The sequence below is a fragment of the Denitrificimonas caeni genome (assembly GCF_905120345.1).
Lineage (GTDB): Bacteria > Pseudomonadota > Gammaproteobacteria > Pseudomonadales > Pseudomonadaceae > Denitrificimonas > Denitrificimonas caeni_A.
Genome location: NZ_CAJHOA010000005.1, coordinates 1 through 16,467 on the forward strand (window position 1 = coordinate 1; position 16,467 = coordinate 16,467).

Sequence of the window (16,467 nt, forward strand, 5' to 3'; positions counted from 1 at the left end):
ATTTATGATTGAATTTGAAGACCGCTTAACGGATTATATTTAACCTTGGCAGTTACACAGAATCATTTACAGGGTCATAGCATGGTTTTTTAGTAGGCCCCTTCCGACCGCTTAGCTCTACGTTAGTTACTACTACGCCGGAAATTTTTGTTTCTGATGTAGTACTCGCATAATACGAATTACTGAACCATCAACTGAATAGGAAACTATCATTGATATCTCAGGGATTATGAGTAATCGACCTTTTATATCATCTCGTTGTACGCCCATTAATGGGTGCCGAAGTAAATTATCTACTTTATCTTCAATGACCTGATCTGTTTTATCTGCAACCGCAGGATTAAAATCATAAAGAAATTCAAAGATTTTTTCTCGGTCGTTCAGAGATTCTTCTTCCCATAGAATCACGGATTAACACTCCGGCTGCGAATCTTAGCCTTGCGTTCTGCCATTATGGATTTGGCTTGGTCATGTTCAATAAAAGTAGACTTGCCGGCATCTAATTTGTCAAAAGCTAAATTTACTTGCTCATTTAGCCAAACATCATGAGACAAGGCTTTACGTTGTTGATCAGCCAATTGTTCTGTAAGATTTCTGCAAGCATCACTAAGGGTACGGCCTTGGCTTTCAGCCATTTGTTGGGCTAGGCGCTTGGTTTCTTCATCGACTCGAAACTGAATTCTAGTATCCATAAGAGTATCCAACTTTTTGTGTGTGTACAAACGTTAGCACAGGACAACTAACAAGGCCAAGCACAAACGCCAGCAAGCTGGCTGGACTCGCTACGCTCGCCTGTGTTGGCAGCGTGTGTGCCGGGCATGGCACTTAACTAGCGAGGTGCAAGTCCTCGTACCAGGTATTCGCAGAGCCGAAGGTTAGCGAAAGGGCAAGGGCGTTGTCGCGAGACAGGGTCTGAAGGAAGTCCAACGCGAAATCGCGGGGCGATGAACAAGAACTCAATATGAGGTGTGACATATTTGGGGCCAGCGGGCACGTGACTGCTAAGCCCTCCATCTGCAACTGGAATATGTTTTATAAATTGAGCGTCTACGCGAGGAAAGTTAAGTGTTTTACCCTGGGAGGTCTGCAGTGTGTTGAAGGAGCAACTGACAATAGAGCAATCGATTGTGACCGCACTGCAGAAATCAGCAGAAGGCATAGTAGGCCGCACTCTTGCAGCTGAAGGCCTGAACAAATCACGGAAAGTACTCGTTGGGGAAGTGTTTTTGAATGGCACCTGTTAAGCAGTTATCACTGCCTCTGGAAAGTGCAGAGGGTGAATCAGAAATGGGAAACCCAGCTGAACCAAAATCCACCTTTTGTTCATCATTAATAGACCGCGTAAGGAGGTCCCCGATGAAGGAACTGCTCCTATCGTGGGTACTTTGTATGTTCAGAAGTGGTTTGCTGGTGATAGCAAATCTATTGAAATAACGATAGACAAAAAAGACTAGCTAGCTCGCCATGATTCTTAGTGCAGCTCGCTCATCCATGTGGCGGTACCTATCACGCCTCACTAAATACCTGGCATGCTTATCAAGTTATGCCTTTGTATCTTGCCTATTATAAGTCCCTATAAAAACAACATCCTTGGGCAAATCAGCAATGCCAAAACATAACGACGTAATGATTACCGGCGCTGGCAGTTACCTATACCGCTAATAGTTAAGGGCGCTACATTCAGATTGATAGGAGTTGGGCCATAGCTAACCTTATATGCGCGACTGCTAGGGTGTGCAGTCCGCTAGGTAGTAACCCTCTCAGGGCAGCTGAATGCCGCCAGACTCGCTGTGCAGCTGTCGCAATTGCCGTGAGAGCAAGTTGATATTGGCACCGGTCTCGTCCAGTTGCTGGCGCTGTTCTGCGCTCATCAGTGAGAGCAGGCGCTGTTTCAGGTCTTCAGCGCTGGTCAGTAACATCTGCTGTCGGGCTGTGGCAATCTTGAGAAATTGCTGTGATTCTTGTGGTTGTGGCAAACCATAGCCCTCGCTCAATAGCTCTCCGGGACGGCTCAAAAAGCTGCTGCCACTCAGCAGTCCCTGCATCAATTGCGCGGCTTCGTTCAACTCGGGTGGTGCATCGTTGGACAGGAAGCGTAGTTTGAGATCCTGCTGTATTTCCAGCACATGCCGACGCTGAATGGCTTCTTCAAGTACCAGCAAGGCAGCTGTGGAGCGGGTGTTTGCTGCTGCAAACCAGGTTTGTCGGTTGCTGGCTGGGCTGCTGAGCCAGTCTTCTAAGCGTGCAAAGGGAATCTGTAGCTGGCGGCGTAGTACCTCGAACATGTGGTTGTAGCGTTTGTGGTAGGAGTCGAAGTAGTAGCCCTGGCGTAGCGCTGCCTGATGATCCTGCAATGGTTTTAGGTCAGCCAATCCCCGAGCGTCGAGCAGTGCAAGCAGACCGGTTGGGGTCTGACTGTCGAGGCTCTGCAGTTGAGGCAAGGCACTGCCGCTGCGCAGTAATTTCAGGGTTTCCACTGCACAGTTGTTGCTCACGAAATAATAGGTGCCGTCATAACTCCAGTGCAGGGCAGTGGCCTGTTGAGCCAGCCGATGACGGGCTTGGGCATCCAGCCGTAGGGGAACCGAGCTGAGACCACGCAGTTCAAGCTGGGTGTATTCATCCACTACCTTTTGCAGCGGCAGCAGGAACAGGCGGGATGGGTAATTGCCCATCAAACCATCCCAACTGGATAGCTGCACATCATCCACAAAGGCGCGGAAGGACAGCACTAGGTGGTGCTCCAGATCCAGCAGGCAATCCGGTCCAGGTGTTCGGCCCGGAGCACAAATCACCAGCCGCAACATGCTGTGGCCCCAGCGGCCTGCCCAGCTTTCATCGGGTTCAGCCAGTAGATAATGCACCTGATAAATACGTTCCGGATCGAGCCAGGCCAGCGCTTGAGGGCTGGTGTCTAGGCTGGCATTTAAATAGGGGAGTTGCGTTGTACATGGCTGGGTGTGAGCGGGAGCCCAGGCAAAATGTGTTTGCAGATAATCGGCTAAAGCTGGGCGACGGCAAGCGTACTGCGGATCCAGTAGAAAATACTCCAGATTGACCGCCACAAACTCCTGTGGATTATGGAGTTCGTAGGTGTCGGGGCTGCGCAGTTGTTGAAAGTTGTCTGCATCGCGTCGCCCGCGCTTGCCGATCTGCTGCTGCCAGCCAGCCAGATCCAGCCAACGGGGTGCGTCGCTGAGGGTAAATTGCCTGTTGGTCTGGCCTCGGCACTCGCTGGGCAGACCGATATGACCTTGGACGCGCTCGCGGCTACGGCAGTGCTGCAGCAGCCGGCGCTCATCGGTTAGCCAGAAACGCCCACGGTCATACAGGTGCGCGAGCTCATGAATGAGCGTCGCTTTGAGCTCGGTGCGTAGAGTGGGGTGCTGGCGCCCGGAAATATTATGGCTGTCGCTTGTGGACAAAAGAACCGGCAACCAGCGTTGATTCAGTGTGATTTTGCCGCCTGGGCTGGCGCGGCCCATCACGTTATCCGGCAGATGCTGGCTCCAGCTGACCGGTACTGTCTGATCCAATTGCTCGACCATCCTTGGCGGCAAGACTGTAAACACCTCATCCAGCAATTGCTGGGAGGCTTGCAGTTGATCTTCTGTCAGTTGTTGCTGCTCAAGCTGTAAGCGCAGAGCCGCCTGTACAGGCGAGGCGGTTAGCAGCAAGAGGCTGAAGAGCAGCGCATAGGCAGATAGCATCTGCTGTTTCCATCCACCGTGACTCAAAGAGCGAGGATAGCCTCGGCCAGTTGCATGTCAGTCGCCTCGAGGGTAGGCAGCTGTTGACGAATGTGGCTCAGGGCTGCTTCAAGGTTGACACCACGCAACTCACCGGCACTACCGACAAAACTGGCGGCATCACTTTTGGCGGCAAGTATAACCTTGTCATTGCCAATGTTCGACGTAGCGTCGCTGGTGCTCTCGGACGTATTAGCTAATGAGCTGCCAATCGTGTCAGTGGAGGCAATAAAACTGCTCGCTGATACAGCACCGGCGAAGCTCAACAGGCCCGCTACGATGAAAAGAGAAAGGCGTTGCATAAAAGTATCCTTATAGAAGGTGCATACAATAAAATTCCGGCAAGCCGAGACTGTTCTGGCTCATAATATCAGCCGTCATCAGACGGCTACCAACGTTGCCTGCTGTGCGACAGTTGGCGGTTACCTAAGCGTTATAGATTTCAATAATCTCAAGGAAAAAAAGATGTCATATATTGATGAGTCACTATCAAAAGGCGAACAAACTCATGAAATTTTTAAGCTCCACTGGTTTTCAAAAATCCCAATGTTTATTTGGCTCATATTAGCAATTCCAACCATTGGCCTCACTGCCTTATTAGCCCTCTGGGAATGGTTAAAACTTCGGAGCATTGAACAAGGTGTTACAAATAAAAGGGTCATCCGAAAAAGTGGAATTATCTCTAGAAAAACAGATGAAATGAAAATAAGCTCAATTGAAACTGTAGAAATCGACCAAAGTGTATTAGGTCGTATATTTGGTTTTGGTAATGTAAAAATAACAGGCCGCGGAATCAGTGATGTTGTCTTTATGAAAGTTGATAATCCATTGGATGTCAAGAAATCCATAGAAAGTATCGATGTAGTATAAAGCTATAATAAGGCCCAGCAACGCGCACCTACGGTGCTGGACTCGCACAAGCGCTCGCAGTTGTGGGCGGCGTTATGTGTAAATGAGTATGAGTCAGAATGAAATAAAAATTGATTGTGAAAAAGGTTTTGGAAACAATTGAAAAACAAGCTCAATGATATAGGTTTAGGCGTAATAGCAGTGACTGAGTTTGATTGCTCTGACCTAGAGTAGGTGAGCGTATTAAAGTGGTTTTTGCAACTTATTTTACCAAGTTCAAAGGAGTAAACTGCTCTGAGCGAATTGCAGTGATGCACAGCATGCATGGTTAGGTACAGCAGGAACAGTAAATGGGCATATTTGACTGAGTTGCGCACCATGTGAGCGATACAAAGCTGAATTTGAGTCTCAAGGAAGACCGCATTAATGGCATCCGGGAAGCCTTTTAGGCCATCAATACAAGCAATTAATATATCTTTTACGCCGCGATTTTGCAGCTCAGTGAGCACGTTAAGCCAGAATTTAGACCCTTCGTTTTCAGACAGCCATAAGCCTAATAGCTCCTTGTGGTCGTCCATGTTGACGCCCAAGGCAAGGTAAACGGCTTTGTTGATCGCATGTTTATCTTGGCGGATCTTAACCACGATGCAGTCCAGATAAACGATGGGATAAACCGCATCCAGAGGCCATGACTGCCACTCAACAACCTGATCAATAACGGCATCAGTGACTTTGGATATGAGGCTTGCAGACACATCTGCGCCGTACATTTCTTTGAAGGTGTCGACAATTTCTCGCGTCGTCATGCCTTGGGCATAGAGAAATAGAATTTTGTCATCCATCGAGGTAAAACGGGTTTGGTGTTTTTTCACCAGCTGCGGCTCAAAATCACCTTGTCAGTCACGTGACGTATCCAGTTCAAACTGGCCATCTTCAGTGCGCACGGTTTTACGCGTGACACCATTGCGACTGTTGTCTGAACTGGACTGCTCGTGCTTGCGATAGCCTAAATGCTCATCAAGCTCAACGCTAAGAGCTGCTTCCACCATGATCTTGGTGAGCATGGCTCGCATGTCTGTCAGATCTTTTTCAGTTTTGATACCTTTTGCCGCTTCGCGTGCAAAGGCTGCGAGGTCTTTTTTGTTCATCAACTGTCTATCCTTTCCGTTATGGGGTAATGATAAACAGTTGCACAGATTTAATTACAGTCTCTCGCGCTGTGTGAGTCATACAGTCGAAGGTCGTTTATGTTTGGGTTTAATCATTAATCTGGTCAGTCCTTTGAGCATCGCCAAGATAGTCATCTCGCTTAGACAGTCCGATTTCATCTTTGTGGGTAATCAGCGTAAAGAGATGCCTAATGACTTACTTTTCTGATAGTTCATCTTCAACGACCCATTTATGATTCGTTACTTTTTCCCCGTCTGTTGTTGAGAAATAATCAATCATATAAACGGTAGTCTGTTCGGCAGATTCAATTTCTGCTTTTGCTCCTTCCATCCCTTTCATATGATTAGCGAGTACCGTCACTTCAGCTCCATTTTCAAGAGGAGCGGGTGCTGGATTTTCAATTTCTTCATGGACAACCCATTTGTGATCTAATACTTTCTCACTACCATCTGTAGGGGTGTAGTTGATGGAATATGCAGTGGTGTTAAATGCTCCGACAATTGTTGCGGTGGCTCCTTGCATGCCTTCCATATGATCCGTTTGAATAATTGCTTCAGATCCGACTGCATACGTGGGGTTTGCGGCTTTCATTAAACCATTGGGAATACTTCCATCGTCAGAATGAACCATGTCATTCATATCTTCGTGGAAAACCTCTGCGCTCTTAGTGGACTCTTCATCGTTTGTTGCCGCCGAGCCATAGCCTGCAAGCACAAGAGCAAACGTAACGCCTATTACAAGTAATTGTTTTTTCATTTCATATCACTCCTTTTTAGGTTAATTTTAGTATAACCATTATTTATCCAGCTATAAGCTAAACATTTACACTGCTTATAAATTAGACAGCGACTAGGAGCAGGGAAAACCAATAGGGTTGAGATTGGTGAGCTAGAGATAGCTAGGTAACAAATAAAATGCGCAGTTGTGCAAGGGGTTGCGCGTTTTTAATGATCATTGATAAGTAGTGCTAAATCATCCATAGGACTGGTTGTGCCAGCGAAATGTTCACCCAATACTGAGCATAAGATTTCTACAGAATCAGAGTTTTCGCCTAATAATCTACTTGTTAAAACAGAAAACGATAAAAACTATTTTGTTAGCCAGTATATAAAAATGGGTGTTTTTGTCGGCGGTGCGGGTGTCGAGCTAGTAGATGAAAAAAAAGGTAAAAAAAATTTAAAAAATTGACATGGCTGTAAAAGGTAAGTTTAGCCAATAGCATAACAAGGCAATAAAGCAGGACAAAAAACAGTTGACTGTTTTCGTTCCTCAACATTATAGCCAACTGTTTTTTGCCTCTTATTGGGGCGCTATATGCTTGGAATATAGAGAATACGGAGTAGCTTGACGAATGGATAAAAAAAGAAATAGACACTGGCCAAGTTATTTTTGGTTCTCTGTTGCGATTGTTGCTGCTATTGCCTTTATCTATGAACAAAAGGCGTCATTGTTATTGCAAGCTGTTAGCTTTAGCTGTTTGGGATATTCAAGTATCCGGCTCGTGCCAGCTGACTTATTCGCTCGGAAGTTATCGTTTTCAACGCTAATGGAGACAAAAAACAAGTATCGCCAATCTGATATTTTAATTCAGTCTTTTGGTATTCTTTTGCTGTTCATAAGCTTAGTGTTTGGCCATGTCGACAGCATATAACAAACGCCAGCACAAACGCGCTCTTTCAACGCTCGACTCACAACAAGTTGTTCGCGTGTGTGGTGGGCGTTATATTTTACTGCCAAGAGGTCAATTTCTTTGTCTGAGCTGAAAATAATAGGTCTTTTTCTCGTCACCGCGCTAGCAGAGATCGTTGGTTGTTATTTGCCTTATCTCTGGCTTCGTGAGGGAAAATCCATCTGGCTTTTGGTGCCAGCTGCGCTGAGTTTTGCAGCATTTGCGTGGTTACTGTCGCTCCATCCCACCGCTGCTGGTCGGGTCTATGCTGCGTATGGTGGTGTGTATATTTTTATGGCGATCATGTGGCTTTGGGCTGTTGATGGGATTCGCCCAACCGTTTGGGATTTGGTTGGCTCTGTCGTTGCGTTGGTGGGTATGGCTATCATTATGTTTGGGCCGCGCACCACATAACCAACTGGTGTAGTTCGTTCCGGGTCTCAGGCCCTGCAGCGGGCGTCGATTTCGCTGTGCTACACGGGCGTTGCTAAACAAGAGCGTTAGGTCTTTTTTGGAGATTATTTATGAGTTGGTTGATTACTAAGTACATGCTCACCGCAGCAGTTGTGGTGTTAATCTCTGAGGCCGCAAAACGCAGCGACAAACTCGGTGGACTCATTGCGGCACTGCCCTTAGTGACGTTTCTTGCGCTTATATGGCTCTACGTTGAAAAACAACCAATGGAAAAAATTTCCAATCATGCTTGGTATACTTTCTGGTACGTGATTCCTACCTTACCTATGTTCCTCGCATTTCCCCTATTACTTCCGCGCTTTGGGTTCTGGCTCACGATGCTGATGAGTATTGGTATTACCATATTTTGTTTTGCGACTTTTTCATTCGTGGTTCGCCAATTTGGAATCCAATTACTACCGTGATAAAACTTAACAAGGCCATTAAATTCGCTTCCTTTGGTTGTCCGACGCTCGCAAGCTCGCGCGGTTTATGACAGCGTTATAGCTTCAAAAATATAAAGAGGATTTTATCATCAACGAAAAATATAATTCCAACTCTGCTCGCCGAAAGCCTTGGGTTTTTATTGGCGTCATCGCATCCATATTGATATTTCTAGGGCTTATATTTACGACAATGCCTAAAGGTTTTAAGATGACCCACGAGCAAATAGGTACCGGTAAGCCGGCTCTGGTGTTTGTCTACGATCCAAACCTTGGCGTTAGCGTAAGCCAGACTGAGCAAATGAATAAAGCTCGCGATCAGCTTGGCGACCAAGCTTTCTTTCTCGTCGCCCAAATTCACACTCCAGAGGGCGACCAGTTGATCGCTGCACACGATGCCAGCATGGCGGAGCTTTTACTCTTCGATGCATCTGGAAGGATGATTAAAAGGCAGCACGCCCTGAAGAATGCTAACGAGTTAATCCAGTGGATCGCGGTGGATGCGCCTTAATTTTGGAGTGATGTTTTATTGAAATACGCGCGGACAGCCGCAGTTTGTCTCATATAAACAAGGACGCAGCACAGCTGCGCTATGCGTAAAGAGATCGAAGTGAACTATGGCAAATAATTGGAATATTCCCGCTGAACTAGAGCGGGAAATCAGAGAGCGAGACAACCTCTGCGTCTACTGCGGAAACGAGTTTCTTTCACATAAAGAATCGACGAAAGTCTCCGCAAGCTTGGAGCACATCATTGATATTGCTTCAATAATCACAAGAGAAAATATCTGCCTCTGTTGTCGCGGCTGTAATGTTAGCAAAGGTCAAAAGCAGCTCTCAGTTTGGCTGCAAACTAATTATTGTAAAGCGCGAGACATTAGTCCTGATTCAGTTGCCCCCATAATCAAGCAGGCAATCGCAAATGGGCAATAGAGTCACGCATAACAAGATGCTTAAGTTTGTTCCGGCCTTCGACCTCCGCCGAATGTTCTTGTCAGTGCACCGCTTAGCTAAGCATTACATTCCTATCAAATACTGGCGTATATTTTGACATTGGTATTAGATTAAATGATATTAAAAGACATGCCATCAGAAAAGATTTTACTTTTCGAGGTTTTATATCATTGGACTTCAATAGACGATGCGTTAGCGATTCTGAACAGCAAATTAATATATGGAGAGGATCATGGTAAACATGCAAACTTTTCAGTAAATAAAAGAATTGATATTGCCAAATCAAAAGAAGTTTGCTTGAGGTTTAAGTTTAATGGTAAACATTAAATGATGTTTGGGGATACATTTGATACCGCAGACGCCCCATTGAATTCACATAACACAATATTTCATTTATTTAGCCGCGGCGATCCGGAGTCAATCTATACAGACGATGGCTGGAGTAACTTAGGCTATTGGCAGAGTAATGTATACCCGCATACCTTAGGGTTAACGTTTGATGGGATAGAATGTTGGGATTCAAAATATTGGGATGGGTTACTAGAGCAAACCTTACCATCAAAACCATCACGTTTTATTTTTTGGAATTATAAAGAACGGTTTCAGTTTTATACCAGAATTGTTGAAAGTAAAACTCGACAAAACAATTTGATCAAAAAAAGTAAAAAAAATAATGGCCAAAAAATAAAAACGTAAGTTCACAAAGAATGTAAAAAATTAATTAAACGGACAAAAATAGTTGGCTTTTACTCGTTCCTCGTTAATTTTAGCCTGCTATTTTATTGCCACTTACCAAGGCGTTATGCTTAAAAATCAAAAAAAATAACGGAGTACAGTTTCTAGTGGATTTAAGTTCAGAGGTATTGATAGCTGTTACATTTATATTATTTTTTGCAGCCCTTATTCATGGGTGCATCGGATTTGGATTTCCGATGGTGGCAACACCCTTATTGGCACTTGTTACTGATATTCAGACAGCAATTGTATTAACATTAATCCCAACACTTCTAGTTAATCTAGCTAGTATAGCCAGTGAGGGGAACATACTGTATGCCTTACGTCACCATCTCTCACTGGCATTATTGGCAATGGCGGGAAGTGCTATAGGGACTATAATATTAATATTTACTAATTCTAATATTTTTGAAGCTCTTCTTGGTTTAGTAATTATAACTTACTTGCTCTCTGACAAAATAAAAATAAATCTGTCATGGGTTTATATCTATCCACGTCTATCGAAGGTTGTTTTTGGAGTTTCAGCGGGAATATTGGGTGGGCTTACTAATGTCATGGCTCCAATTCTTATTATATATTCACTAGAATCAAAACATACAAAAAGTGAAACAATTCAGGCGTCAAATTTCTGCTTTATGTTTGGAAAAATTATTCAATTGGTGTTGTTTTCTATTCATGGTAATTTTAACCTAAGTGAACTTTCGACTTCTTCGATAATGCTTATCGTCGTTTCACTTGCATTGTATCTTGGAATTAACTTTAAAAAGAAAATTAATGTAAATATCTATAAAAGAGTTCTTAGAGCATTTCTATCTGTCTTGGCAATGATTTTACTTATTAAATTTGCATATATTTAGATATAACAATCGTATCCAATTGACCTCCGCTTCGCTATGGCAATTGATGCAAGGCGTTAATACGTTCTTCATTCCGGTGATGCTGGTGCGATGGAGTAGGCAGGCATAACCTAGTCCAGTGAGCCAGACACCGCCTACTCGCTGGCGCTAGGTGTCACGCTCTGATTCGGTAAGCGGCTGTGGGTTGCGGATACGGTGGTGGCGGGCAAACTTTCCACGCTCTGCTTTCTGCGCCTGCTTAAGCGTAGATTCGGCCACGGATGCAGGGGAGGCCAGACCGAGTTCCTGCAACGCTGTTTCCGCCTGCGCTGCCCGTGCTTCGAAGGCGTGCAAAGCAACCAAGGTTTTCTTATCGAGGCGTCCCTTAGACTCGAAGTACTTCAGTCGCGGGTAGCGCCCGGCCAATGCAACCCCCCAGTCAAGTGCAGGGTTCCACCATGAGTTAATTTCTCGACCCTTGCCGGCACGATGCTGCTCTAGCACGTCATCCAGTGCACCATTTAACAGTTTCAGGTCAAAATCGGTGCCTGACACAGAATCATTGGACTCAGCAGCATAGGCGTCAACGCCGGTTCGCGAAGGCCCAGTGCGGGTATCGCGATAGGGGGCGAGGGTCATCATATCGCTGGCCAGCACCGGCTCGTTGACCGGCAAACGGACAGCCTCGGGATCGCCCATCAGCTGGCCCCAGGACATACGAATAAAGGTGTGCTGATCTTCCATGCCGGGATGCGTGCAGCGCAGTCCGATAGCATAGGCTTCTAGGGGTTCCTGCAGAAACTGAAATCCAGTGTAACGCGCCCAACGCACCACAAGAAACTCATGGGCAGCAGCGCCGGGCAGATGGAAATTAACCTCTTGCAGGTAGTCCAGCACGATCTGCACCTGTGCGTCCGACAGCTCAATATCCTCGTGCAGCGGGTACATACCTTCAAAGGTGTTGCGCACCGGCCTGGGTCGCGCGGCAATGTAAGCATCGAGCTCGGCTTGGGTACGTGGGCGTGTGTTTTTCAGCGTTATACTTTTTTTCAACATAATAACAGGGACTTCCTTTTTTTCGCGGACGGTCAGATCAGTTGGTTGCGGTCGTAGAAATCCGTGTCCTCGAAGTAGCCACCACGGCCCTCAAGGATAATATCGTAGCGGTTGACCACCTCAATACGATCAAGCCATTTCAGGCTGCGAAACCCGGTCGAGCTTTCTAAGCGCAGGCGCACCGGTCCGCCATTTTTGGCCGGAATCTCGCCTTCGTCATTGAGTTCAAAGGCAATCAGCGTCTGTGGCATCCGCGCCTCAACCATGGGTGTCGACACGTAGTAAGTGCCCCCATCGTACAAGGTGTCATCGCGGCCCATGTTCTGGAAGCTGGTGTACACCACGTCAGTTGCGCCGGGCAAGGGCCCAGCCAGTTCGAGGAGGTCCGACACGGTAATGCCGCGCCAGCGCCCAATCGAGGTGAAACCCTGCACACAGTGGTGCAGCGTGGTCTGCGAATGGCCCGCGGCAAGCTCGCGCAGTTCGGCAATGGTCAGTGTCATTGGCCGTTCAACGTAACCACCGATCTCCAGCACGTAGTCGTCCTCGTAGCAGTTGGCCATAAGCGCCAGATACTCCTCGGTTTCTGGTGGTCGCCCGCTGCCACGGAAGTTGTGGGTGGTGTTCTCCAGGCCCACGTCCTTACCGGTGATGTTCGAGCGATCGTAATGCATGCGCGCGGGCAGTTTGTACAGCAGATTCGACCAAGGCCGCACAATCAGGTTATGCAACCTCTCAACGGCACGACCGTCTGCCAAGGTCCAGCGCGTGGCGACCACGTGCAGGACGACTACGAGGATGAGGCCGATAGTGAAAATGGATCCGCCCAAAACAGGATTATTGGAGTGCCCCAATACCATCTTTGATGTCTCGTGCAGATAGCCGTGAAGAAAGACCAACGGCACGTGGATGATGAAGAATGCGACGTAACCAACCAAGCACAGAAAGTGCGTGCTACGGATCACTTGGCGGCCACCGAGTGCACGGGTCATGCGCGAAAAATGGTTGGCAATGGCCGGCGACTGAAATGCACCGGTCAGGATCACCAAAGGCGTCAGTACCAGCATCACAAAACCGTACGACAGTTGCTGCAGGGCATTAAACACCATGCCATCGACGGGTTGCGGCATGGTGAAGGCAAGGTAGGCCAGCATATCCTGGCCCGCCTGAGCAAACGTGTCCCAACTGGTGGGCACATAGCGCCGCCACTGACCGGTCGCCAGCAGTAACACGAAGTAGGTTATCCAGCAGGTGACAAAACCCGTAACCGCCATGAAATGCCAGTAACGGCCGAGACCCAGCAGGCCACGCCCGGGCAGGGAAATGCGCGGGGAATAATCGCTGTATTCACCGCCCACCGTATAGTACTTATGCTTGGCCTCCTCCTGCACCGTAAACTGCGCCCAGGCTGTGCCAGGTACAGTATGTTGCGAGCGGTAAAGCTTGGGGTAGGTACCCAGAATCTCGAGGCCCGAGCGCACCAAGAATGTAATAAAGATGATGTTAAGGAAGTGCTCCACACGAAGCCACCAGGGAAACCCGAGATCCATTAAAAAACCCTTATCAGTCCATAAAATTTTGCTTGTCGGGAGCCGCAACGATCATCCCGTAGCGCAGTGCCCAAAACAGCACCATATAGGCGATGGAGGCCAGCAGCGTCAGATTCCAAATTGCGGCGGAAACGACACTGGCGCCATTCCAAACATAGGGCGCATTGCCCAGCAGGCCGGCAATGTAGACCAGCAGGGAAGACAGCGCGATGGTCAACCCCCATGTCCAGATGCGGACAGAGGTCAGCAAAGCAACGGCGACGAACACGGCGGCAGCCCCGAAAATACTCCATAGCACTGGGGTCGCGAAAAGAAATGGCGCGTGGTTCGATAGCGCAACAGCCGCTGAAGCAGCGCCAACCACGGCAATCACAGCGATGAGTAGCAGCCGGGTGGTCTTTGGCAGATTGATACGGATGTAGCGCAACAGCGGAGCGCGTTTTTTGCCCGGTTTGATGTGTTCAAGGACTGGCTGAGTCGCGTTTGGGGTGCCACGAAAGTCCACACCAGCACGCAGAGCAGGAGAGTTTTCGTCTTCCATTGCTATGTACTGCCTCCATCGAAAATCATTAATCACCGGTCGGTGTTCAGCACAGCTACCAACCCTACAATATGAAGAGTATCTTCAACAAACAGCCCACCACCGTTAGTGCTCTCCCTGCCTGTGCAAATGCTGCGCTAGGGAGCCATTTGGTACAGCGAGGCGAGCCCAAAGGGTATGAACCCTACCAGATTTTTCCAAAAATCGGGACGCCAGTTAAAATAGCTCCGATATTTGACTCTGTCCGAGATAGTGTTTTCGGCAAAGTATGTGGTTCGATATTGGATTATTGATACCAGCACCATCATTATTCCTCGGGTATGGCTTGGAGACTGAACGATAGCAATTTGGCCAGATGCGGCACTCGGATACCGTTGTCTGCGCTTCGCTATGTCAAAGTCACCTGTGAGTTGAGCTTTGTTAAAAGATCGATAGGTGTTTCAGTGCTGTTTAAACAGCGTTAGCGATAACTCAAACAGACGCGAAAGTGTGTTGTGTTACAGTGTGCTAGCACGTTTCTTTGCAGCGTAGCAAACTCAAAATATAACAGTTAAGGAACATAAATTATGTCCATTCGCATTGATGATATTGCTCCAGATTTTACTGTAGATTCCACAGCCGGCCAGCTTAACTTCCATGAGTGGGTTGGTGACAGTTACGCTATTTTATTTTCGCATCCAAAAGACTTTACTCCGGTCTGTACCACGGAATTTGGTGCCGTTGCTCGACTTGCTCCGGAGTTTGCTAAGCGCAATACCAAGGTCATGGGTGTGTCTGTGGACAGTGTTGAAGAGCATGTAAAGTGGAAGCGCGATATTGAAGCGTTTTCAGGTGCGCCAGCAGACTTCCCAATCATTGATGACACCTCATTAGATGTGTCTAAATTGTACGATATGCTGCCAGCGGGCGCTTACTTGCCTGAATCTCGCACAGCAGCGAACAGCGCAACAGTACGTACTGTATTTATTATTGGACCTGACAAAAAAGTACGCCTGACCATGTCTTACCCAATGTCTGTAGGGCGCAACTTTGCTGAAATTCTACGTGCTTTGGATGCGATTCAAATCACTGATGGTGCGGCTCTTGCAACACCGGCTGACTGGGTTCCGGGTCAGGATGTGATTGTGGGCTTAAGTCTCAATGATGAGCAGGCGAAAAAAGAGTTTGGTGATATCGATATTAAATTGCCTTACTTGCGCTTTACTAAGGCACCTGCGAAGTAAGTCATTTAGCCGGTTTGCAGATAAAGAGGGTTGAAGTATTTCAGCCCTCTTTTTGTTAACAGGTTATACCAAGCAGCTGTCGTTTGATGATGGACAAAAAGGTATACGAGCGAATGTCAGTGCCCTAGGTGCAGTAGAAACCAGCATGATCAAGGAAATATTTGTCGAAGGAGCTGCAGAAGTGCTGGAGATGCAGGCCTTATTGCCAGCGCCATATTTTGTGATTGCGCGCAAGAAAAAGCACTACTGGCAGGTGCAAGAACGGATTTTTGATTACCAAGGCAGCTACCGTAAAGCCTATGAAAGATAAAGCGGGGTAGGTTAGCAAGACGCGCAGATTCAAGCTGAATTTTCCGCGAGCCGTATCACCTCTGCTGCCAATCTGCTGCTGCGTGCGTTGAGTAAACAGCAACGGTTAACTCAACGATTGACCGATTCGTATCATCTCTTCAAGACCATAGAAAGTCAGCTGAGGGTGGCGAAGGCGGTCTGTTGGCTGTAACCTTTCTTTTATATATAAATCGAACTCGGTAATAAATTAGATATATTCAGACGTATCAGCGCAGTGACGCGGCCTAATTCTGAGCAGTGTTAACGACCGTCTGAATATAGGAGAAATAATATGGACGACTCGGATAAAACCGATGGCAGCAAAGGAGGGCTTAAGCGTAATGCCTTCCTTGCGGTTCTCGATTCAATCGATCAGGGGCTCGGTTGGATTGAACGTACGATCATTGCCAGTAGCGTACTCCTAATGGCACTTCTTATGAGTGCTCACGTCGTAGGAAATCTTCTTTTCAGCCGCGGCATTCCCGGCACCTACGAAATCACAGAAATGCTGATTGTGATTATCACCTTCGTCGGCGTGGGGTATGCGGCTCGCCACGCACGACATATCCGCATGTCGGCGGTGTATGACCTTCTCAGTGGGCGCTTGCGTAAGGCTCTGCTTATCATCATCAGTGTCGGTACCGCTGTCTTGATGTTTTACTTCGCTTACAAGTCAGCGCAATACGATCTTGCTTTATATGCGCGCGGGCGCACCAGTTCTGCGCTACACATTCCTATGTGGGTCATCAATTTGGCGTTACCCGTGGGCTTCAGCTTAGCGGGTATTCAGTACACGCTGACCACTATACGCAATCTGGTCAGTGATGATATCTACCGTTCCTTCCGTGAAAAGGAAGAGTATTCAGATGTACCGCTCCATAACAAAAAACAAACAATCGACTGACCGGAG

General features: G+C 47.3%; 18 protein-coding genes and 1 pseudogene. 10 read left to right on the forward strand and 9 right to left on the reverse strand.

What is annotated here, in order from left to right:
• Positions 1–132: 132 nt before the first annotated feature.
• The 4 genes from JYJ62_RS10085 to JYJ62_RS10100 all read right to left on the reverse strand — a co-directional run bounded on the left by JYJ62_RS10085 (position 133) and on the right by JYJ62_RS10100 (position 4,051).
• Complete coding sequence (locus JYJ62_RS10085) at positions 133–408, reverse strand: type II toxin-antitoxin system RelE/ParE family toxin (RefSeq protein ID WP_205342098.1); 276 nt, start codon at positions 406–408, stop codon at positions 133–135.
• Positions 405–692, reverse strand: a complete 288-nt coding sequence (locus tag JYJ62_RS10090) for a type II toxin-antitoxin system RelB/DinJ family antitoxin (protein WP_205342099.1) — start codon at positions 690–692, stop codon at positions 405–407. Before JYJ62_RS10090 ends, JYJ62_RS10085 begins: the two co-directional genes overlap by 4 nt.
• Before the next feature lie 1,068 nt (positions 693–1,760).
• On the reverse strand, positions 1,761–3,710 hold the full coding sequence (locus JYJ62_RS10095; RefSeq protein ID WP_205342100.1) for a DUF4105 domain-containing protein: 1,950 nt from the start codon (positions 3,708–3,710) through the stop codon (positions 1,761–1,763).
• Positions 3,711–3,733: 23 nt separating this feature from the next.
• On the reverse strand, positions 3,734–4,051 hold the full coding sequence (locus tag JYJ62_RS10100) for a DUF2388 domain-containing protein (protein ID WP_205342101.1): 318 nt from the start codon (positions 4,049–4,051) through the stop codon (positions 3,734–3,736).
• A 163-nt stretch (positions 4,052–4,214) separates the two neighbouring features.
• Between JYJ62_RS10100 and JYJ62_RS10105 the strand changes: the two genes are divergently transcribed.
• Complete coding sequence (locus JYJ62_RS10105; RefSeq protein WP_205342102.1) at positions 4,215–4,619, forward strand: PH domain-containing protein; 405 nt, start codon at positions 4,215–4,217, stop codon at positions 4,617–4,619.
• Between the two features lie 335 nt (positions 4,620–4,954).
• Here the strand turns inward: JYJ62_RS10105 and JYJ62_RS15820 are convergent.
• Positions 4,955–5,746: pseudogene (locus JYJ62_RS15820) on the reverse strand (IS256 family transposase); the annotation flags it as partial.
• Positions 5,747–5,963: 217 nt separating this feature from the next.
• Entirely contained in the window at positions 5,964–6,524 is a 561-nt protein-coding gene (locus tag JYJ62_RS10120) for a YdhK family protein (protein ID WP_205342105.1), read from the reverse strand.
• 234 nt (positions 6,525–6,758) lie between these two features.
• Between JYJ62_RS10120 and JYJ62_RS10125 the strand changes: the two genes are divergently transcribed.
• The 6 genes from JYJ62_RS10125 (at position 6,759) to JYJ62_RS10150 (ending at position 10,878) form a co-directional block, all read left to right on the forward strand.
• Positions 6,759–6,956: a DUF2846 domain-containing protein gene (locus JYJ62_RS10125; protein ID WP_232365764.1), complete on the forward strand. Its 198-nt coding sequence runs from the start codon at positions 6,759–6,761 to the stop codon at positions 6,954–6,956.
• A gap of 562 nt (positions 6,957–7,518) precedes the next feature.
• Positions 7,519–7,851, forward strand: coding sequence for a YnfA family protein (locus JYJ62_RS10130; protein ID WP_205342107.1), 333 nt, complete (start codon positions 7,519–7,521; stop codon positions 7,849–7,851).
• 110 nt (positions 7,852–7,961) lie between these two features.
• Positions 7,962–8,315, forward strand: coding sequence for a DUF3147 family protein (locus JYJ62_RS10135; protein ID WP_205342108.1), 354 nt, complete (start codon positions 7,962–7,964; stop codon positions 8,313–8,315).
• Between the two features lie 229 nt (positions 8,316–8,544).
• Positions 8,545–8,844 (forward strand): hypothetical protein, encoded by a 300-nt coding sequence (locus JYJ62_RS10140; RefSeq protein ID WP_205342109.1) that lies wholly within the window; start codon positions 8,545–8,547, stop codon positions 8,842–8,844.
• A 769-nt stretch (positions 8,845–9,613) separates the two neighbouring features.
• On the forward strand, positions 9,614–9,982 hold the full coding sequence (locus JYJ62_RS10145; protein ID WP_205342110.1) for a hypothetical protein: 369 nt from the start codon (positions 9,614–9,616) through the stop codon (positions 9,980–9,982).
• A 146-nt stretch (positions 9,983–10,128) separates the two neighbouring features.
• Entirely contained in the window at positions 10,129–10,878 is a 750-nt protein-coding gene (locus JYJ62_RS10150; RefSeq protein WP_205342111.1) for a sulfite exporter TauE/SafE family protein, read from the forward strand.
• Positions 10,879–11,025: 147 nt separating this feature from the next.
• Here JYJ62_RS10150 and JYJ62_RS10155 read toward each other — a convergent pair whose 3' ends face one another.
• The 3 genes from JYJ62_RS10155 to JYJ62_RS10165 are packed head-to-tail and all read right to left on the reverse strand — an operon-like array spanning position 11,026 to position 14,004.
• On the reverse strand, positions 11,026–11,913 hold the full coding sequence (locus JYJ62_RS10155) for a hypothetical protein (protein WP_205342112.1): 888 nt from the start codon (positions 11,911–11,913) through the stop codon (positions 11,026–11,028).
• A 32-nt stretch (positions 11,914–11,945) separates the two neighbouring features.
• On the reverse strand, positions 11,946–13,463 hold the full coding sequence (locus JYJ62_RS10160; RefSeq protein ID WP_205342113.1) for a molybdopterin-dependent oxidoreductase: 1,518 nt from the start codon (positions 13,461–13,463) through the stop codon (positions 11,946–11,948).
• 13 nt (positions 13,464–13,476) lie between these two features.
• Positions 13,477–14,004, reverse strand: coding sequence for a hypothetical protein (locus tag JYJ62_RS10165; RefSeq protein WP_205342114.1), 528 nt, complete (start codon positions 14,002–14,004; stop codon positions 13,477–13,479).
• Between the two features lie 566 nt (positions 14,005–14,570).
• On the opposite strand from JYJ62_RS10165, the gene JYJ62_RS10170 reads away from it, so the two are divergent.
• From JYJ62_RS10170 to JYJ62_RS10180, 3 genes are all read left to right on the forward strand, one after another.
• The gene (locus tag JYJ62_RS10170) at positions 14,571–15,227 is read left to right on the forward strand and encodes a peroxiredoxin (protein WP_205342115.1); all 657 of its coding nucleotides are present in this window, start codon (positions 14,571–14,573) and stop codon (positions 15,225–15,227) included.
• A gap of 52 nt (positions 15,228–15,279) precedes the next feature.
• Positions 15,280–15,537 (forward strand): hypothetical protein, encoded by a 258-nt coding sequence (locus JYJ62_RS10175; RefSeq protein ID WP_205342116.1) that lies wholly within the window; start codon positions 15,280–15,282, stop codon positions 15,535–15,537.
• Between the two features lie 312 nt (positions 15,538–15,849).
• The gene (locus JYJ62_RS10180; RefSeq protein WP_205342117.1) at positions 15,850–16,461 is read left to right on the forward strand and encodes a TRAP transporter small permease; all 612 of its coding nucleotides are present in this window, start codon (positions 15,850–15,852) and stop codon (positions 16,459–16,461) included.
• Positions 16,462–16,467: the final 6 nt, after the last annotated feature.